Source organism: Devosia yakushimensis, assembly GCF_030159855.1.
GTDB classification, from domain to species: domain Bacteria; phylum Pseudomonadota; class Alphaproteobacteria; order Rhizobiales; family Devosiaceae; genus Devosia; species Devosia yakushimensis.
This window is the reverse complement of sequence record NZ_BSNG01000003.1, coordinates 344,404-363,732: the sequence shown is the minus strand read 5'-3', so window position 1 is coordinate 363,732 and position 19,329 is coordinate 344,404. Positions and strand designations below refer to the sequence as shown.

18 protein-coding genes and 1 pseudogene are annotated in these 19,329 nt (G+C 56.7%); 17 read left to right on the top strand and 2 right to left on the bottom strand.

Annotation, left to right across the window (positions count from 1 at the left end):
• Positions 1-86 precede the first annotated feature (86 nt).
• From QQL79_RS20205 to QQL79_RS20150, 12 genes are all read left to right on the top strand, one after another.
• Positions 87-1,016 (top strand): LysR family transcriptional regulator, encoded by a 930-nt coding sequence (locus QQL79_RS20205; RefSeq protein ID WP_284393897.1) that lies wholly within the window; start codon positions 87-89, stop codon positions 1,014-1,016.
• A 116-nt stretch (positions 1,017-1,132) separates the two neighbouring features.
• Entirely contained in the window at positions 1,133-1,978 is an 846-nt protein-coding gene (locus QQL79_RS20200; RefSeq protein ID WP_284393896.1) for an ABC transporter substrate-binding protein, read from the top strand.
• A 145-nt stretch (positions 1,979-2,123) separates the two neighbouring features.
• Positions 2,124-2,972, top strand: coding sequence for an amino acid ABC transporter permease (locus QQL79_RS20195; protein ID WP_284393895.1), 849 nt, complete (start codon positions 2,124-2,126; stop codon positions 2,970-2,972).
• Entirely contained in the window at positions 2,969-3,772 is an 804-nt protein-coding gene (locus tag QQL79_RS20190; RefSeq protein ID WP_284393894.1) for an amino acid ABC transporter ATP-binding protein, read from the top strand. Before QQL79_RS20195 ends, QQL79_RS20190 begins: the two co-directional genes overlap by 4 nt.
• 46 nt (positions 3,773-3,818) lie before the next feature.
• Positions 3,819-4,895: a 1-aminocyclopropane-1-carboxylate deaminase/D-cysteine desulfhydrase gene (locus QQL79_RS20185; protein ID WP_284393892.1), complete on the top strand. Its 1,077-nt coding sequence runs from the start codon at positions 3,819-3,821 to the stop codon at positions 4,893-4,895.
• Positions 4,896-5,612: 717 nt separating this feature from the next.
• Complete coding sequence (locus QQL79_RS20180) at positions 5,613-6,896, top strand: ABC transporter substrate-binding protein (protein ID WP_284393891.1); 1,284 nt, start codon at positions 5,613-5,615, stop codon at positions 6,894-6,896.
• Positions 6,897-6,945: 49 nt separating this feature from the next.
• The gene (locus QQL79_RS20175) at positions 6,946-7,842 is read left to right on the top strand and encodes a carbohydrate ABC transporter permease (protein WP_284393889.1); all 897 of its coding nucleotides are present in this window, start codon (positions 6,946-6,948) and stop codon (positions 7,840-7,842) included.
• Positions 7,842-8,654 carry a carbohydrate ABC transporter permease gene (locus QQL79_RS20170; RefSeq protein WP_284393887.1) on the top strand — a complete coding sequence of 271 codons (813 nt, stop codon included), beginning with the start codon at positions 7,842-7,844 and terminating at the stop codon, positions 8,652-8,654. The genes QQL79_RS20175 and QQL79_RS20170 overlap by 1 nt, the downstream gene beginning before the upstream one ends.
• 56 nt (positions 8,655-8,710) lie before the next feature.
• Positions 8,711-9,796, top strand: a complete 1,086-nt coding sequence (locus QQL79_RS20165) for an ABC transporter ATP-binding protein (RefSeq protein WP_284393885.1) — start codon at positions 8,711-8,713, stop codon at positions 9,794-9,796.
• A gap of 89 nt (positions 9,797-9,885) precedes the next feature.
• Positions 9,886-10,665 carry a sugar phosphate isomerase/epimerase family protein gene (locus QQL79_RS20160; RefSeq protein WP_284393884.1) on the top strand — a complete coding sequence of 260 codons (780 nt, stop codon included), beginning with the start codon at positions 9,886-9,888 and terminating at the stop codon, positions 10,663-10,665.
• A 75-nt stretch (positions 10,666-10,740) separates the two neighbouring features.
• Positions 10,741-12,384 carry a GMC family oxidoreductase gene (locus tag QQL79_RS20155; RefSeq protein ID WP_284393883.1) on the top strand — a complete coding sequence of 548 codons (1,644 nt, stop codon included), beginning with the start codon at positions 10,741-10,743 and terminating at the stop codon, positions 12,382-12,384.
• A 203-nt stretch (positions 12,385-12,587) separates the two neighbouring features.
• On the top strand, positions 12,588-13,781 hold the full coding sequence (locus tag QQL79_RS20150; RefSeq protein ID WP_284393882.1) for an ROK family transcriptional regulator: 1,194 nt from the start codon (positions 12,588-12,590) through the stop codon (positions 13,779-13,781).
• On the opposite strand, the pseudogene QQL79_RS20145 reads toward QQL79_RS20150, so the two are convergent.
• A pseudogene (locus QQL79_RS20145) lies at positions 13,774-13,914 on the bottom strand (integrase); the annotation flags it as partial. The gene QQL79_RS20150 and the pseudogene QQL79_RS20145 overlap by 8 nt on opposite strands.
• Here QQL79_RS20145 and QQL79_RS22580 point away from each other — a divergent pair.
• From QQL79_RS22580 to QQL79_RS20125, 5 genes are all read left to right on the top strand, one after another.
• Positions 13,913-14,248, top strand: a complete 336-nt coding sequence (locus QQL79_RS22580; protein WP_502258420.1) for a phosphatidylglycerophosphatase A family protein — start codon at positions 13,913-13,915, stop codon at positions 14,246-14,248. The pseudogene QQL79_RS20145 and the gene QQL79_RS22580 sit on opposite strands and share 2 nt — an antisense overlap.
• Positions 14,249-14,474: 226 nt before the next feature.
• Entirely contained in the window at positions 14,475-15,617 is a 1,143-nt protein-coding gene (locus tag QQL79_RS20140) for an amidohydrolase family protein (RefSeq protein ID WP_284393881.1), read from the top strand.
• Between the two features lie 159 nt (positions 15,618-15,776).
• Positions 15,777-16,907, top strand: coding sequence for a sensor histidine kinase (locus QQL79_RS20135; RefSeq protein WP_284393880.1), 1,131 nt, complete (start codon positions 15,777-15,779; stop codon positions 16,905-16,907).
• Positions 16,904-17,605 carry a response regulator transcription factor gene (locus QQL79_RS20130; RefSeq protein ID WP_284393879.1) on the top strand — a complete coding sequence of 234 codons (702 nt, stop codon included), beginning with the start codon at positions 16,904-16,906 and terminating at the stop codon, positions 17,603-17,605. The genes QQL79_RS20135 and QQL79_RS20130 overlap by 4 nt, the downstream gene beginning before the upstream one ends.
• A 372-nt stretch (positions 17,606-17,977) precedes the next feature.
• Positions 17,978-18,322 (top strand): Rossmann-fold NAD(P)-binding domain-containing protein, encoded by a 345-nt coding sequence (locus tag QQL79_RS20125; protein WP_284393878.1) that lies wholly within the window; start codon positions 17,978-17,980, stop codon positions 18,320-18,322.
• Here QQL79_RS20125 and QQL79_RS20120 read toward each other — a convergent pair.
• Positions 18,319-19,218 carry an AraC family transcriptional regulator gene (locus tag QQL79_RS20120; protein WP_284393877.1) on the bottom strand — a complete coding sequence of 300 codons (900 nt, stop codon included), beginning with the start codon at positions 19,216-19,218 and terminating at the stop codon, positions 18,319-18,321. The genes QQL79_RS20125 and QQL79_RS20120 overlap by 4 nt on opposite strands.
• Between the last annotated feature and the right edge of the window lie 111 nt (positions 19,219-19,329).

Genomic DNA, 19,329 nt, shown 5'->3' with positions numbered 1-19,329 from the left:
GGTGCGTTGAGCTGGTGACGCTACCTCGGTAAATGGGCGTCGGGGCAGCGGGGGCTGCCTCCATTAAACTGGTGGAGACCGCATCTATGGCGCTTGATCAAACGGACCTGAACCTGCTGCGTGTGTTTGACATCCTCATGAAGGAGCGCAGCGTGACCGGGGCGGCGATCGCACTTGGCAGGACGCAGTCGGCAGTCAGCCATTCACTCAACAAGCTGCGCTTGCTATTCGAGGACGAGTTGTTCACTCGAGACGGCCCGAGGATGAAGCCGACGCCGAGGGCACAAGAGCTGGCCGAAGACGTATCCAACTCGTTGATAGGCATCCAGGCCACAATAAAGCGTTTCAAGACGTTCGACCCCGGTCAGACACACCGAAACTTCAGGATTGGTCTTTCGGACTATGACGCGCTGATATTCGTTCCAGGCCTGTTGCGGCGGTTCTCGCTGGAGGCGCCTTACGCAACGTTAAACATTATACCAACCTCCAGCTCGGAGGTGAGGCCTCTCATTTCATCAGGCGACCTCGATTGTGCCGTGATCTCAAAGTTGGAATGGGACGATCCGAACCTCCACCGCATAGTCTTGGGAAAGGACGCATTGCGTTGCGTCGTCTGGCGAGGAAGCCGTCTAGCTCAAAAAGGGTTGGATCTCGATGCCTACCTGGCTGCGCGCCATGTGCAGATTTCGGCAGACGGCGTGTCCGCAGGTGCGGCCGAAGCAGCTTTGAGAGAAATCGGGCAAACCCGAAGGGTGGTGGCCACTGTCCCTAGCTATCAATTGATCCCGCAGATGCTCCGAGGGACGGAGTTGCTGACACACTGCGGCGAAAGTGTCGCCATGATCCTAGGGGGGCAAGACGAAGTTATTTTCCTTCGCCCGCCGATACCGCTTCCTGACATCTCTGTAACCTTGATCATGCATAGCCAACTGACTCTGGATCCCGCTACTTCCTGGTTACGAGAAATGATCGAGAACGTGTTCAAAGAGTGGCGCACGCAGAAGCAAAAGAAGTGAAGGGTAGGGGTTTCCTCGCCGTAGATGAATGAATTTCGTTCATAGTGTTAGTGATATTTTCTAATTTGATTAATGGAGTCCGTTTTCGGAAAGTGTAGAGATAGGGAGGATTATCTATGAAACTGCCATCTACACTCGCTCTAATGATACTTTCAGCCGCCGGATGCGGGGCGGCCAATTCCCAAGAGGTTAAACCGACGGCGGAAGTCGAGAATGCCGGCAAACTTTCGATATCGGCGTTGTTGGCGTATGCGCCCTTCGGTTTCGTCGACGAGGCCGGCAAACCGGCAGGCGTCGATGTGGATTTGGCCAATGCGGTCACGGATGCGTTGGGCGTGGAACTCGATATCACCTCGATGCCGTTCGCCAACATGATTCCGGCGTTGGTGTCGGGACGCTCGCAGGTAGCGTGGACAACGTTTTCGATAACTCCGGAACGTCTGCAGCAGGTCGATTTCGTAACTTATCTCAGCGCTTCTACAGTGTTCGTCACGACCGCGGCGAACGCGCCCCGCTTCCCGGACCAGAGTAGTCTCTGCGGCGCGACGGTTGCGTTTCAGTCGGGCTCGATGTCAGACTTGGTGGTCGACCGACTTAACGCCGACTGCGCGGCGGCGAGCAAGCCGGCAATCGAAAAAGCGATCTTTCCCGAGCAGAAAGATACGATCCAAGCGGTTCTGACCGGCCGGGTAGACGGCCGTCTCGATGACTCCACCGCCGCGGCCTATCTCGAGACTCAGAGCAACGGACAGTTGGTTGTCACACCCGGGACGTACTTCCCCACTCCCATCGGTATCGCGGTCAGGAAGGGCGACGCCGAAACTGCGGAGATGATGCGATCAAGTTTCCAGAACCTCATCGATTCCGGTGAATACGCCGAAATATTGCAGAAATGGAATATGTCCGTAGCCGCGATCAAGGAAACCCGCGTCATCACCGACGAGTCCGAACTCGTCGAATAGCGGTGCGCGCCCGCCTACGGCGGGCGCTGACTGCTTGCTCGTACAATGTGAAACACCGATGCCTTCATCACAAACATCTCCATCTCCAACGGTCGGGGTCGCGCCCGGCGCTTTCCGCGTGGTGCCTTTGCGGCATCCGTTTCGAATGGCAGCCGTTGTTCTGGTCGCTCTCTGCGTGACGGCTCTCTGCTATGCGATAGCAACCAACCCTCTGCTGCAATGGGGTACGGTCTGGCGTTATATGTTCAGCCCCATCATCGTCAGCGGATTGCTCACGACATTGGCTCTCACCGTCATCGTCATGTTGCTCGCCGTCTTTATGGGCACTGTGGCAGCCCTCATGATGTTGTCACCAAGCAAGCTCTTGGCGGCTCCGGCCGTCGCGTTCGTATGGTTTTTTCGCGGCGCGCCTGCTCTAGTGCAGATCATTCTCTGGTACAATCTCGCACTGATCTTTCCCCGGTTGGGTATATGGCTGCCCATGTTGGGAGAGGTTGTTTCCGTGCCGACCAATGAGGTCATGACACCGTTCGTCGCTGCGGTCGTGGCCCTCTCTCTTCATGAGGCCGGATACATGGCCGAAATTGTCAGGGGTGGGTTAAAAACCGTGTCGAAAGGACAGACAGAAGCGGCTCTATCCCTTGGTATGCACCCGAGCTCCCTCATTTTCCGGATCATTTTGCCTCAAGCGATGCGCATGATCATTCCGCCGACGGGAAACGAGACGATTAATCTGCTCAAGACTACCTCCCTTGTCAGTATCATTGCCGTTGCCGACCTCCTTTACTCCGCACAGGCCATCTACGCTCGGACTTTTGAGACCATCCCTTTGTTGTTGGTCGTAACGGCTTGGTATCTGGCTGTAGTCAGCGTGATGACGGTCGGTCAGTTTTATCTAGAGCGATTCTTCTCCCGCGAAGAAGGCAAGCCAGCAGGGGGGGTGAGGCAGAAAGTCTTTGGCATGTTGATCCCTATGAGAAGGCGCTTCCAATGACCGAACTCAAGTCCATGCACCGAAAATTCGGCGCGGATCAGAAATCCGTCGTCTTCGCTAGCGGCATACGCAAATCCTTCGGATCTCTGGATGTTCTGAAAGGGATCGATCTGGAGGTCCCTCAGGGATCGGTCGCGTGCATAATCGGTCCGTCAGGATCTGGTAAGAGCACCTTTCTGCGATGCATCAACCATCTCGAGGAGATCAATGGCGGCGTTTTGCTGGTCAACGGCGACTTCGTGGGGTACCGGCTGGTGGGCGACGCGCTGCACGAACTTCCCGCCTCCGCCATCTGCCACCGTCGCGCTGAAGTCGGGATGGTATTTCAACAGTTCAACCTCTTTCCCCACATGACGGTGATCGAAAACATCGTCGAAGCTCCGATACATGTACGGAAGGAGCCTGTCGCCGAGGCACGCAAGTTTGCACACGAGCTCCTGGAACAGGTGGGGCTGTCGGATAAGGCCGAAGTGTATCCGCGCAATTTGTCCGGTGGCCAGCAGCAACGTGTCGCGATTGCCCGAGCCCTGGCGATGAGGCCGAAAGTCATGCTGTTCGATGAGCCGACATCCGCGCTCGACCCCGAACTCGTGGGAGAAGTGCTCAATGTCATGAAAGAACTGGCACGTAAGGGCATGACGATGGTCATCGTCACACACGAGATCGGCTTTGCCCGCGAGGTGGCGGACCAACTGATCTTTATGGATGGTGGCGTCGTGGTCGAAAAAGGCGATCCGAATGAGATGATCGCCAATCCGAAATCGGAACGGACACGAGAGTTCTTGGCGCGAGTGCGCTGAAGGACGGCGGCCTCGACATTCCACACAATTCAAGAAGTATTGCAAAATGACATTAGACGAATTGGAAGAGTACGTCACCACGCTTCCCAGGAAGAGGGTCGGGTTTTATCCAACACCTCTACACAAAGTCGAAAACCTGTCAAAAAAGTATGGCATCGAGCTCTACCTTAAAAGAGAGGATCTGGCCGGGCCGGCTGCAGCGAGCGGTAGTAAGGTCAGGCTCGCGGAATTTATCGTCGGAGAGGCGCTGCAGAACGGTGTGACGCACATTCTCACCGTCGGCGCATACATCTCCAATTCGGCGACTCAACTGGCAGCGGTAGCGATCCAAGCCGGCATAACTCCGGTTCTTTTTCTATACGACAACCTGGCCGAAGGATTTCCAAAATCTTGGCGCGGCAATCTTCTGGTGAATAAGATCATGGGTGTCGAGGTCCACTGCTATCCCCGTTCCCCGTCAGAGTCCCAAGAAACTATTTGGGACGATAAGCTTTACCCCGCTGTCGCACGAAGGAAGGCCGAACTTGAAGCCGCCGGACACACGGTGATGGTCGCTCCCGCTGGTGTAACCCATCCCGCCAGCTTTCCGGCGCATCTATTAACCTACAAGGAGATCCAGGATCAGTGCAGAGCTTTGGGGTTCAAGCCGGACTATCTTTATCACACCACGGGAACCGGCGGGGTATTGCCAGCATTCGCAGCCGCAAAGCTCATCACGGCAGATAGCACCTTAATTCGGTCCATCGCTATCAGCTCTTATCGTCCCGACAATTATGTAAGTCATGACCTTATCGTCTCACGCGTCAAAACGATCTATGAGCAAATTGGAAAGCCTGCCCCGGACGATAGCGAGATTCTAGACGTCCTGGATATTGACCAGCGGTTCATAGGTCCCGACTATGCTGTTCCGTCAGACGAAGGAACTGCAGCGATACGCGAATTGGCCACCTCGGACGCCATACTGCTTGGGCCGGTGTATACGGGAAAAGGTTTCGCAGGTCTTCTGGCACATATTCGAGAAGGACGCGTCAAGCCAGGTGAGAAGGTTGTGTTCCTCCATACCGGGGACACCAACAATCTTTTCGAGGATGCCGCTGTCACCGGATTGGTCGCTGCCGGTTAACCGCAAAGGTTGAAGTACCACTCGTGGTCTGCCCCCTGAAAAGTGGTTCTCCCTGAAGCCGGCTATTGTGCCGTTGGAGAGGACATTGGAATGCCCCAGAAGAAGCACAGACCCGAAGAGATCGTCGCGAAGCTGCGAAAGATGGTCGGTCCTGGTACCACGGCTCCGATCGGTTCTCCTCTAGCGGCTAAGGCCGCACACCACAGTCTACAACCAGTTAGTTGTCATGCGCAGCAACGCGTATGGCTGCAATGTCCAGAACGTTGAGCGGGCGCTCACTCGGAGTGTGCGTTTGATCGGCAGATCCATCGTTTGAGGGCACCAGCATGCCCAGATGTGAAGTGCCGCCCGCCAGACCACGTATCAAGAATACACGACACTACCGCCTCTTTTATGCAATTGCCGCGCGCCGGCAATCGTGCTCGTGCAGAAGGATCGAGGGATCTTGATCACCCATGTCCACTCAGTACAATTTTCCGGGTAACGACAAAATTACAGTCCGAAGTAGCTAACTGCCGACGATGCATATGCGTTGCGATATCAAACAGGCCGAGCAGATAAGCATTCTTGTTCAATTAGTTAAGGGGCTTTTCTGCAAGCCAGCCATGGACTTTTCAACTGGGTAGCATGGGCAATTGACATTCTCAAGACGCTATGGGATCAATTATACCGGGTATCGTCAAAATAACGGCAACCCGATTTCTCATGGGAGGTTACATGAAGACCCTTTTGAAGGTTGCGACTCTGGTCGTAGCAGTAAGCCCGCCTGCGTTGTCGCTGGCAGCAGAGCCAATCGAGTTCTGGTCTAACTGGCCGGCCGCCGGCGAACTGGCAGCTGTTAACGCGCTTGTAGAACTAGCCAATCAGGTCGATGCAGATCATCCCGTCACGGCTAAGGTGGTGCCGGGCGATTTTGCCGGCTACCGCCAGCAGCTCCAGATTGCAACGCTCGGCGGCACACCGCCGCCGGCATATATCTTCAATGTGGGGCTCGAGCTTCGCGACGCTGTTCAATCTGGGCGGGTTCGGCCTCTGACCGCAGCCTGGACCGCGTTGAACGGGGATGAGGTCTTCTCCGCGGGCCTCCGCAGCCTCGTGACCTTTGACGGCGTGCCCTATGCCATCCCCGTTGCGACCAATGTCATCAGCGACATCTGGTATAACAAGAAGCTTTTTGCGGAGCTGGGCCTAACACCGCCAACAACTTGGGAAGAGTTCGGTGAGGTTTGCGACAAGCTTGCGGCCGCCGGCAAAGAGTGCCTGGCCAACGGAAAGGGACCCTATTGGTCATTCTATACTTTCTATCCCTCGATCATCGCAACGATGGGTGTGGAAGGCTACCTCGGCCTTGCCAGTGGTGAAGTAGCTTTCGACAGCCCCCAGTTTTCTGCCGCTCTAGACCATTTTCGCGACAACGTCGCCGCCCACTTCATGAGCAACTGGACGGGCGGCGATTGGGTCAACGGTGCTGATGCTGTTGTTGCCGCTGATGTCGGCATGGACCTCATGGGCTCGTGGTTCATGAACTACGCAGCCGCGAAAGGTGCCGTGCCGGGCGAAGATATCGGATACTTCCCCGCGCCGGGTATGGCCGACAAGGCGATCATCCAGATCGACGGTCTGTTGAGTGGGAACGGCCTTTCCCAAGACGTCGAAGCAGCGGCCGACGCATTCCTGGAAGTCGCTGGCAGTCCCGCGGGGCAGGCCGCACTCAACGTTGCTAAGGGGGCGCTGCCTGCCAATAGCCTTACCTCCCCTGATGCCTTCTCCGCCAATTCGCTACATGCCCAGATGGTGAAGGATTTGCTGGATCCAGCAAAGACAACAATCCCGAATCTGTCGCTGCTCCTGCCCGCAGCTTTCTCGCAGGACTTTGGCACAGCCATCGAGCGGTTCGCAGCTCAGCCTACTAGCGAGGTGAAGGCCATGATCATCGAGTCGCTGGAGGCCGAACGCCAACAGCTCGTCGCGGACGGTAAGTTCAACGACTGGACCGAGTGAGGACAGGGCGCGCGATTGCGGTCGAGCGCCATTTTTAGGGGGAACGAAAATGACCACGCTCTCACCGAACTACCGCAAGCGTGCCGATCGCTCGTTCATGCTTTTCCTGCTGTTTCCCACAGCGCTGTTCGTGTTGGCCTATGTTTATCCGATCGCTTACACGTTCGTGACCTCGCTCCACGAATGGGACGGTCTGTCGCCTACCTGGAAATGGATCGGCTTCGCCAATTATGCGGCCTTGCTCGAGTCGCCGCGGTTTTGGAATGCTCTTAGCAATAACATCCGTTGGCTGATCTTCTATCTCATCGTCCCTACTGGCGTAGGATTGGGTCTGGCGACACTCTTGGACGAGAAGATCAAGGGCGAGAATATCTTCAAGGTGATATTCTTCATCCCATTCACGATGACGCCGGTTGCTGTCGCGGCCATTTGGAAATGGATGTATCGGCCGGGCAGCGGCGTTTTTTCCTCGGTTGGCGCACACCTTGGGCTATCCAACCAAAATTGGCTCGGTGACCCATCGATTGTTTCTTTCTCCATCATGGCAGCGAGCCTTTGGTGGACCGCTGGATTTGCTTTCCTGGTCTACTTTGCTGGTCTGAGAAGCATCCCCAAAGAGTATATTGAGGCCGCTCAGGTCGATGGCGCTAAACCTTGGACTATTTTTTGGCAGGTTACATTCCCCCTCCTACTACCGACAACCGTCATCATTCTTGGTGTATCAGGCGTCGAAGCCATGCGGGTGTTCGACATCGTTCAAGGAATGACGCAAGGTGGACCGTTCCATTCATCTGAAGTCTTGGCCACGTTTGTCTATGACACATCTTTCGCCCGTTTTGAGATGGGTAAGGGGGCGGCCATTGCTGTGACCTTGATGGCGTTGGCCTGCGCCGTGATCCTTCCCTACATCCTCTATATTTCTGGGCGCATCGAGGAGCGCGACTGATGGATACAAAAGCAGTTCCCATCCGCCGATACATCGCATTGATATTGGCGTCGGTCGTATTCCTTTTTCCGCTCTTGCTCGCCATCCTGGCGTCTCTCAAGACACCGGCAGAGATGCTGCAACCGCTTAGCCTGCCCAGTTCCATATACTTCGCGAACTATATGGACGCCGTGCCACTCCTCGCTAGGCCCCTCTTGAATTCTCTGTTGATCACGGCTCCGGCGGTCGTCATCTCCGTACTGATCGGGGCTTTGGCCGCCTTCCCCCTGGCCACAACCCGTTTGCCCGGTGACCGCGTGATTTTCGTCTTGCTGCTCATGGGCATGTTCGTGCCGTTCCAGATCACCCAGCTTCCCGTTTTCTTCACCATCCGGAGCCTGGGCCTTTACGACAACATTATGGGGCTGTGGCTCGTCCATGCCGCATACGCCATTCCCTTCTGCACGTTCTTCATGCGCAATTATTTCGCAACCGTGCCGAAGTCGCTTTGGGAAGCCGCCCAAATGGACGGTTGCTCTCCCGCCAGTTACTTCGTGAAGGTTCTGCTTCCGGCCTCCCTGTCTGGTCTGGCTGCCTTGGCTATCGTGCAGGCCCGTTACATCTGGAATGACCTGCTTTTCGCTTTGACGCTTACGAACAGCGACAACGCATCGCCGGTTACCCTGAAGCTGTACGGCATGATCGGCATGTACGAGTCGCAGGAAGGTCTGCTGATGGCATCCACGCTTCTGGCTGCCGCGCCAATCGTACTCGCTTTCCTCCTTTTCCAGAACGCCTTCACTCGCGGGTTGCTTGGCGGCGTCAACAAGTGATCACCCTTTCGCGCTGATCGGCCAAACGGCCGGCGCGGTTTTGAGAGTTCTTCAGAATGGCAACCATAACCCTCCACAAGATTCAAAAATCCTACGAAAACGTACCGGTCGTCCATGGTATTGATCTCGAAATTGCAGAACACGAATTTGTCGTTTTGGTGGGTCCATCCGGATGCGGCAAAAGCACAACACTGAGAATGATCGCCGGCCTGGAAACCATAAGTGGTGGCGATCTGGCAATCGGCGGGAGGAGGGTCAACGAACTGGGTCCTGGCGAACGCGATATCGCCATGGTATTTCAAAACTATGCCCTCTATCCGCACATGACAGTGGAGCAGAACATCTCATTTGGCCTTCGTCAGCGCCGAGTGCCCAAAGCAGAAATTGACCAAGCTGTAAAAGAAGCTTCTCGAGTGTTGGGGCTAGACCCCCTACTCAAAAGAAAGCCCCGCGCCCTTTCCGGTGGCCAGCGTCAGCGAGTCGCGATGGGGCGTGCCATTGTGCGCAAACCGCAGGTATTCCTGTTTGACGAGCCGCTTTCCAATCTAGATGCAAAGCTGCGTGTGCAAATGCGCGGCGAGATAAAACGCCTTCACTCCATTTATCCTGTAACGACAGTCTATGTGACGCACGATCAGGTGGAGGCCATGACGATGGCCGATCGCGTCGTTGTCATGAACAAGGGAGTGATAGAGCAGGTGGGGCCGCCCCAGGAGCTTTATCGCAATCCGGCTACAAAGTTTGTCGCCGGTTTTATTGGATCGCCGAGCATGAACTTCATACCATGCACGGTTTCACATGGTGGTTCTGGCTTAGAGGCAGTCATGCCCGGAAGTTCGATTCTCCTTCCGGCCGAACGCAGCGAATACGCACGATTTACCGGAAAGTCGGTTCTGTTCGGCATTCGCCCTGAAGATCTCGCCATCGGATCGAACGGCGGAGCGGGCCTCAGTCTGACCGTCACGAACGTCGAAACACTGGGATTCGAGACCATCATTTACGGGCAGTACGCTGGGCTCGAAATCTGTGTGCGCGTCGCTTCCGATGTGTCCGTACATCGGGGTGAAGTCATTCCGCTCACACCCGACACGGCAAAAATACATCTCATTGACCCGGAAACGGGTCTGGTAATCAAAGCTTAGCGGTCACGAGGCTCCTCCCGTGAGGCGGCGGCTTCGAGGCACTTGTTGCTTTGGGGCCGCCGGCTCTCGGCTCCACAACAGAGTACACGATGCTTCCCAACGACGATCTATCCTTCCAGCTGTTTTCTGCCCGAGCCTTTCCGGTCCTTGAAGAGAAAATTTGGACATTGGCGAACGCGGGCTACACCGATGTTCAGCCTTACTTCAACGCTGATCATGCCATTAACCCGACAATCGACGTAGCGGCCCTTAAGCGACTGACAGCCTCACATGGTTTAAGTATCAAGTCAGCGCATTTCGATATCTCCCTTATCGAAAAGCGCACCGAACTGGTCACCGCCATCTGCGATCGGCTTGGAGCGGCACTGGTCGTCGCTCCGTGGTTGGAGCCGTCAGACCGCCCCGTCGATGCTGCCGGCTGGTCGAGAATGGCCGATCGTCTGTCTGCCATTTCCGAACTCCTGGCGTCCAACGGTCTGGAGTTCTCCTGGCACAACCATGATTTCGAATTCGTACGCCTTCCGGATGGCCAGTATCCTATGGACATTCTGATGGCCAGCGGCATCACATGGGAACCAGACCTTGCCTGGATTACCTTGGCCGAACAGGATCCTACCCATTGGCTGCGGCGCTACGCGGGACGCCTATCCGCCCTCCACGTCAAGGATATCGCACACCCCGGCAATGGCCTTGATGAGGGGGGATTTGCGGCTCTGGGTGAAGGTTCAATGCCTTGGGACCATTTGTGGCCAGTTGCGGTGGAGGCCGGCATCCGGCTAGCGGTCATTGAGCACGACAATCCCAAGGACTACCGCCACGTCGCATATAGAGGCGCGACAACACTCAGGGCGCTCGCATCAACCAAATAACGCGATCGATTATCTGGATCGGATGGCGCCGGACAGCAAGCCGTGCCCCATCTGACGGTCTCGAAGGGCTAAAAAATGACGGATTACATCATCGTTGGCGCTGGCTCTGCAGGGTGTGTGCTGGCAGATCGACTTTCCAGGGACCCGGGGAACTCCGTGCTGCTGCTTGAAGCTGGTGGAAGCACCGAACACCCACTGGTACACATGCCCCGTGGCATGGCCAAACTCTGGCAGACTCCGAAATACTTTTGGTCCTTTCCAATGGAAGACCATCCAAACCGTGCACCCAACGAGACATGGTACTATGGCAAGGGACTGGGTGGTTCCAGCGCAGTTAACGGCACTTGGTATTTTCGCGGGCAACCTGGCGATTACAATAGCTGGGAAGCGCTTGGGCTCGCCGGCTGGAACTGGGAAGTGATCTCGAGAGCTTACGCCGAACTGGAAGGGTACAATGACCCTCAGGCTGATCAGTCTCGAGGTAAGAAGGGGCCGTTGGAAATCACTGCCAGCAAAGATCGAAATCCGATCAACGACGCGTTGATCGAAGCAGGTCGACAGATGGGTATCCCATTTCTCGCCGATGTGAACCAGCCCGGAACTGAGGGTATCGGGTACACTCAGATGACGGTTAACAGCCGAGGACGCAGGGTGAGTGCGTACTCTGCCTTCCTAAAACACGCTCGGAAGCGACCAAATCTCAAAGTCAGAACGGGCGTACATGTCCGAAGGGTCGACTTCGACGATAGCAAACGCGCTGTCGGTGTCACCTGTTCAATGGGTTATGGGCTCGAGCGCTTCACGGCAAATAAGGAAATCATTGTCTCATCCGGCGTCATGCAGTCGCCCAAGTTGCTGCAATTGTCGGGCATCGGACCGCGAGACTTGCTCGACAGCCACAAAATTGCAGTAGTTCATTCCAACGATCAGGTCGGCAAGAATCTTGCGGAGCACATGATGATTTCCATGTCGTACGACCTTATGGAAACTCCTGGCATAAACCGCGAATTTAGCGGTTGGCGTCTGTATAAGAACGTTCTCGACTACTTCTTGATGGGTAGAGGGCATATGGCAACAAACCTGCCCGATGTAAGCGCGATGGTATCTTCTCCGGAAACCGCATCGGACTTCCCGGACATCCAATTGGGCATTTCGCCGTACTCCCTTGAAAATTCGGCCGAGGCCAAGTCTGAGGCCGGTAGAGGCGTGCCAGAAACGACGCCTGGCATTACCGCCGTAGGATTCTATTTGCGCCCGGAAAGTCGTGGCACGGTTTTTATCCGATCGTCTGATCCGAGAGATCCGCCTCGCTCGACTGCCAATTGGTTTGGCAACGAACGGGACAAGAAACATTTTCTAGACATGGTCAAGACGATCCGGGCGTACATGTCACAACCTGCCCTGCAACGCTATGTTGGGGACGAGAAGTTCCCAAGTGCGCAGCATCAGTCGGACGAGGAAATTCTGGAGATGGGCTATTGGTTGATGAGCACAGGGCTCCACGGAACAGGCACTTGCCGCATGGGACTGGAAGGAGCGGGCGTTCTTGACGAACATCTCCGGGTTCGAGGCGTTGATGGTTTGCGGGTCGTCGATTGCTCCGCAATCCCAACTCCTATTTCTGGGAATACGAACGGGCCCGCGATGGCTCTCGCATGGCGTGCCGCCGACTTGATTTTGGCGGATGCGGAGCAATCGACGATCCGGAAATCGAATTGAGGCTTTGCCGGTGGCGTTCGTCTACGCGTTATGAGCAGCATCCCAGTGATGCTGAAAGTTGTTATGCGTTCGTCGCCAACTCAACGATCGCCTCCGCGGCTAATTGAATCTCAGAGCGAGACAACCTTACCCCTACTTTGCTAGCGACGGTTGATCGGGTCACGACGTATCCATAGTTTGGTACGCTACTCGGAAAAATTATCATGAATCCGTCCTTCATACGGCATCTGAATGCTCTAAAAATCTTTCATGCGATCCGCTCGAACCCAGGGATAACTCAGAAATCCTTGACTGACCTGGTCGGCACCGACAAGACTACGACCTCGTCAGTCGTGAACAGCTTTCATCGCGCGGGTCTGATCGAACGTGTTCGACAGACAGAACGGTCAGGTGCGGGGCGTCCTTCGGATGGGTTTGCCATATCGCCACGCGGAGGATTGCTGGTAGGAGTTGAAATACGCGGGGGCCATGTCATGCTCATCGCTGCAGGTCTCGATGGGCGCCCGCAAACCAGCTTGAGCCTTCCCATGGCCGAAGACCAAGAGGGTCTCGGTGACCAAATCGCAAACGGCCTGCGCGGCATAACTATCGCTCTTGGCCGAGAGCTATCGGAAGTGAGGGCTGTAGGCCTAGCTGCCCCCGGCGGGGTTTCGATCGACGGTCGCGTGACAGAACCCATGGTGTCGGGCCTCGACCGAGCGCTTAAAGAAATGATTGAAGGAGCTATCGGTGCTCCGCTCTACATAAACAACAACTCCAACGGGGGAGCACTTGCAGAGTTATTCTTCGCGCGGGGTGGGCAGTCTGATGATTTTCTCTATGTAGAGACGGATGCAGTCAATGACGGACAAGGTTTAGGCTCAGGAATCATAATTGGCGGAGCTTTACATCGTGGGTCTAACGGCTTTGCGGGCGAGTTAGGCCACGTTAAACATCCTACTCATCTTCCCCTTCGCTGTGTATGCGGAAAGTTTGGATGCCTATGTACCCTCGTCGCAGACAAATGGCTCCTAGAGCGGTCACGGATAGCAGGCAATGAAGTTGCGAGTATGGAGCAATTGTTAGACCAGGCCAGTCTTGAAGTGCCCGCTGCGCTGGCAGTTCTGCACCAAGCAGGCACAGCTCTGGGCCAAGCTGTGGGTAACTTTCTCAATATGCTCGACGTCACAGAAGTCGTCTTCGGTGGCAGTCTCGTTAGGCTGGAACCCTTCTTGCGCGATAAGTTGAGACACGCACTTTTCGAGACGACGTTCCGCCCAATAGCAGAGCCATTGACTGTTTCTTTCTCCCGGCTTGGCGAGGCCCCGCTTGACGGAATCGCAATTGCCCTTGACGGCTGCACCAATGATCTAGAGCGCGAGACGGCACCCTGGCATGGTACCAAACCGATTACATGATCGATTGGCTCGATGTGGAACTCGCTTGCCCCAGGAAGTGGGCGAGCGCTGACTTTCTAGAAGCCCTATCGAGCGCATAGGCGGTATGATCGAAGGCAGCGCCGTCCAGCAGGCCCTGTATGTAACCTGCCATTTTTTGGTCGTTCACACTCGGTGTGACTCTGGTTGGCTGGTGGGCTGCGGATCAATGGGGACGCTCGACCGGTATTCCCGATGATGGCCGCGTTGTTGTAGACGAGGTGGCGGGCGCGGCCATGTTGTTGGCCTGCGCGCGCCCTCGCGACACTTTGTGGATGATTCCTCTCCTTATCGGTTTTCTGGTTGTCGACGGGATCAAGCCGTGGCCGATGTCAGCGATGGAGTCCCTTCCGGGGGCGTATGGCGTCATGGGCGATGACTTGATCATTGCTCTGCTGGTTGGCGCAGTCCTGGTTCCGCTAGGCATCTGGCAGGGGCGGCGCAACTGAACAGATACGTCGCACCGCAGTGACCCGGTACCATGCAATGCCTTGGGCCGCTGCCAATCGTTTGGAGGGAGGAAGGTAGCGTCGTGGCCGACCTCCCTTTTGGCGAAACGAGGTTCTTGAGCGGGTGTACTCCGGCTGGAGTACTGCTCTTCTCCTACGGGCGGATGCGGTCGCTATTGGCCGCCAATAACTTGATGGGAGAAGCAAATCTCGGAGTAGATCTGACATGAAACCAACCGACAAATCGCAAACGAGCCACGCAATAAGACGCCGCAATTTTCTCACCGGTGCGGCCGCACTTGGTGTGGGTGCCGGATTGGCCGCGCCGGCCATTGTTACCCGCGCCTCTGCCGCTGAGCCGTCGGTCATTGCATCGCGCGACCATGACCTGAAGTTCATCGCCACGGAAGAGACCTATACCACGGACGAGCTGATCGCCCTGAATGCGATCAACGACGAACACGTAGAATATCTGCGCGAAACCGGTCTTGTCGAACTCGGCCCTGACCGCATCGCCAAGATGGACGAGGCGGGGATGAATGTTCAGATCCTCTCTGCACATACGCCGGGCGTGCAGGATGTTCCAGGTCAGGAAGGGATCGATTTCGCCCGCCGCCTTAACAAGATGATTGCCGATGGTCCAATGGCCAATTATCCGGGGCGCTATCAGGCTTACGCAACCTTGCCGCTGCAGGACCCCGAGGCATCAGCCGACGAACTGGAGCGCGCCGTGACGGAAGATGGCTTTGTGGGAGCCATGACCAATGGATTTATCGGGGAAAAATTCCTCGACCACCCCGACTTCGACCCTCTTCTGGCACGGGCCGAAGCATTGGGTGTGCCCATTTACCTGCATCCGGGTTACCCGCCCAAAGCGGTCTACGACATCTATTACCGCACCACTCGTCCAGGAGACGACCAGACATTCCAAAATTACATTTTCAGCGGTTCAGGCTATGGATGGCACCAGGAGGCCCTTACGCAATGCCTTCGACTGATCTTTACCGGGACGTTCGACCGGTTCCCCAATCTGCAGATGATCCTCGGGCACATGGGAGAGGGCCTCCCATTCTACTACGAGCGTATCGTGGGAGACATGAGCGAGTCGACCGAAGGTTCACTGAACAAGCCTCTGGGTCAGTACTTCAGCGATAATTTCTGGTACACCACCAGTGCATTCTTCCAGGATGAACTGCTCCATCTTTTGCTGCGATACATCAGCGTAGATCGGGTGATGTTTGGAACGGACTATCCGTTCGCCGACATGAAGCAGGGAACCGACTGGTTCCGGGCAGTGGATCTGCCTCGCGAAGACAAGGAGAAGATCGCGTACCGGAATGCAGAAAAGCTGTTCGGTATAAAAGTCTGAAGCTTCCAAGACGGAGTGGACTTCATCAGCGGGTTCGCGCTTGTGAGAACCTATTGGCGCGGTTTCCTAAGGGTGCCGCCAATAAGATAACAGCTGAATTCCAGGAACGGCATGGTGTCGCTAGGCGAAGAGATCTGTCACAGTCGGGGTGAAGGTGGTGTGAAGCACGTCCTGCAGCGGATAGGGCTTGTCGATCTAGCTCTGCTTCTCGCTGCGCTTGCGATGTCAGTCAGCGTGCTGGCTTCCGATCCCGACGTCGTCGCGGGACGACAACTCCCCGGCATCGCGATCGCAGTCATCGCTGCAATCCTATTGCTCTTCGGCCGCCATTGGTTCGGCTGGGCAACCCTCGTGGCGGTGGGTGCGCTCGACGTTTTTACGCTCACTTGGACTGCCAGTCCGGTTGGCCTTCGGCCGCTGCTGGCCGTGGCGTTGTTCCTTATCGTGCGCCAGAGCGAAGACCGTGCCGCGATTTGGTACGCCTCCTTCATCGCGATCGTGGCCGCCAGCGTCGGGGTGCAACTGGATGACGAGCCGTTCTGGTTCGAGTGGGCCACCGATGCGGCAGTGCTTCTGCTCCCGATCGCTGCGGCAGAGGCAAGCCGTGTGAACGTGCGGCGTCGGGCAGAAGCCGTGGACCGCGAGGTCGCCGAGCGGCTGCAGGCAGAGCGGCTCCGCATCGCCTATGACCTGCACGACATCGTTGCGCATTCGCTCTCAGCGATCACTGTGCAGTCGGGAATTGCTGCTCACAGGTTCGAGCGTGATCCTGCCGTAGCTCACGATGCCCTTGTAGAAATCAACAACACAGGCAGGCGATCACTCGACGAACTCCGGTCCCTGCTCGGGCTATTACGATCAGATGAGCCCGTACCGCTTCGCCCGATGCCGATGGCGACGACGCCCCTGAGCGAGGTCATCGCGGCCGAGGGGTATCCTAGAAATGTCAATCTGGTCGAGGAAGGTGGCTATCCCAAAGGCGTGGCGGATAGCACCGTGCTGACGGTGCACCGCGTTGTGCATGAGTGCCTAGTCAATGTCGCCCGTCACGCCGGCGAGGTGCCTACCACCGTGCACCTTAAGCACACGGACAGTGGTTTGCATTTGACCGTTACGAACGACGCGCCAGCCACACTACGTGCCGCCGCTCCGGGGACTGGGATCGGGCTTGTTGCCATCCGGGAGAGAGCAGAACTGCTTGGTGGCACCGTGCAAGCCGGACGAACCGAGGATGGCGGATTTGTAGTGGACGCTTTCGTCCCTTACCACGTCGGCGGGGTGAAAGAATGACTTCCCGATCGCAAGAGCTTGAGGTGACGGATGGCGCGATCCGCGTGTTGCTCGCCGATGATCAGGAGCTGGTGCGCCGCGGCTTCGCAGCCCTACTGGCCAGCGAGCCAGGCATCGAGGTCGTCGGTGAGGTCGGCGATGGAGCACAGGCGGTCGCCGAGGTTCGTCGTACGCGTCCGGATGTGGTGTTGATGGATATCCGCATGCCTCGCATGGACGGCCTTCAAGCGACGCGGGCGATATGCGGCGATGCACGGCTCGGGGCGGTAAAGGTTCTGGTGCTTACAACCTTCGCGCTCGACGAATATATTTATGATGCACTCAGAGCAGGTGCTTCCGGATTCCTCCTCAAGGACACCCCTCCGCAGCTTCTGATTGAGGCCATCACTGCCGCAGCCGCCGGCGACGTCTTGATCTCGCCGACGGTGACCAAGCGCCTGGTCGCCGACTTTGTTCGCAGACCTGTTATTCGTCCGGGTGAGCCGAGTTTACTGGATGTCCTGAGCGATCGGGAGCGTGAAGTCCTCGTCGAGGTCGCGCGTGGCAAGACCAACGCCGAGATCGCGGAGTGGCTCGGCATGTCACCGCTGACCGCTAAAACGCACGTCAGTCGGATCCTTGGGAAATTGAATGCGCGCGATCGTGCGCAGCTCGTCATCATTGGGTACGAAACCGGGCTGGTAAGCCCTGGGGAATGAACGTGGCGAAATCTGTGATGAAGCAAGTGTCGAGGCAGGACAACGGCGCTCTGCCAACGTCGGCGCCCTTTCTTTAGGACGATGAGAACGACCGGGCCATACGGCCTTCGGACAGTTGCGCTCTGAATCTTTCGGATGAAGCAGAGGCTTGGGAGCCTCGGCCCGCTCGATAAGTGCGGCGCCGACCCAGTCGATCAGAAGTGAGGAAGACCACTTGTCAAAACAATCGCTGCGGATCGCTATCGTTGAGGACTCGGTCCTCCTTCGGGAGGGCCTGGAGAGGCTGGGGGAAGCTACCTGACATCGACTACTCACATCGCCAATCTCTGTGTCGGAATAGAACTGGCGCTCAGCAAGGGGACAGGTGGAGAGGTGTATTTCATCACCGATGGCGTGCCGGTGGAGTTCCGCAGCTTCATCTCACAGCTCCTCAAGACGCAAGGAGTGCCCGTCCCAGAAAAGACGGTGCCACGCGCCCTTCTGAAGGCAATAGCCACGATCGGCGATGCTGTAGGCAGGATCTCGGGTGGCCGGATCGCCGCACCGTTGACGATGCAGTCCTATGCCACTTCGGCGGTGGAGGTCACTCTGGATATTGGCAAGGCAAAGAGGGAACTGGGCTACGTTCCGGTCTTTTCCAGAGAGGCAGGGCTAGCGGAGATGCAGGAGCAAGGTGCCAGCACGTCCGTAGGGCCATCGATGCCCTGGCGAGGCTAGGCTGCGCTCGCAGAGGCAATGCCGAGGCGGCGTGCAAGCGTGTCTCTCTTCGGTGGCAGTCCGTAGAAACGTGAATAGTCGCGGGAGAATTGTGCCGCGCTCTCGTAGCCGACGGCAAAGGCTGCTCCCGTGACATTGTCCGTGCCAGCATCCAGAATTTTTCTCGCCTCCACAAGTCGCAATTGTTTCTGGTACTGGATCGGCGTCAACCGGGTGAGGGCTTTAAAGTGGCGATGAAACGACGTGAGGCCCATCCCTGCGGTCGCGGCTAGATCTTCCACGAGGATTGGCGCCGCAAAGTCAGTTCGAAGCAATGCCAGCGCGTTTTCGATGCGATCTGACATACCTTCTGGTTTAGTCAGTGCCCATAGGTCCGCACCCGTTTCTCCCTTGAGGAGCCAGTAGCTGAGTTCCCGCAGCATGCCTGGATAGAGCACTGGCATTGCGTCCGGAGTATTCAGGAGCCGTGCCAGGCGTACCAGGCAATCGAGCGCCTCGGGGCCAAGGGCGTGGACGGACAAGCTTGCGCCTGCAGGCTCTGGCGGTGCCGCCAGGGAGGCTCCGACTTCGCGCAGCACTGCGGTATCAAGTTCGATCGTCACGCCAAGGAACGGCTTTTCGGCACTTGCCTGGGTGATCACACCCTTGGCGAGAAGTGACACACTGACGAGCAAGGCCTCGCCTTCGTGGTAGTCGAGCACTTGTTCGCCAAGCCAGACCTGCTTCGCGCCTTGTACGACCACGCCAAGTGTCGGACGATAGATGGCGTAATCGGGCAATTTCTGCGCCTCGGCGTGCCCGATCATCATCCCCGGAATCGGCGTATCGAAGACCCCGAACTCTACGCCCTGGCTATCGAGAAAGAGTTTTAGGGCATCGCTGAGTTCGTTGAGCATACAGCCTCCTAAGACATCCCAATCTGCGGCAATTGGCAGTATTTGGCAAGAAATTCGTGCTGAATGATTAGCGGCTCGTTCTGTTTTGCGCGACCATCCTTGTCTCAGCAA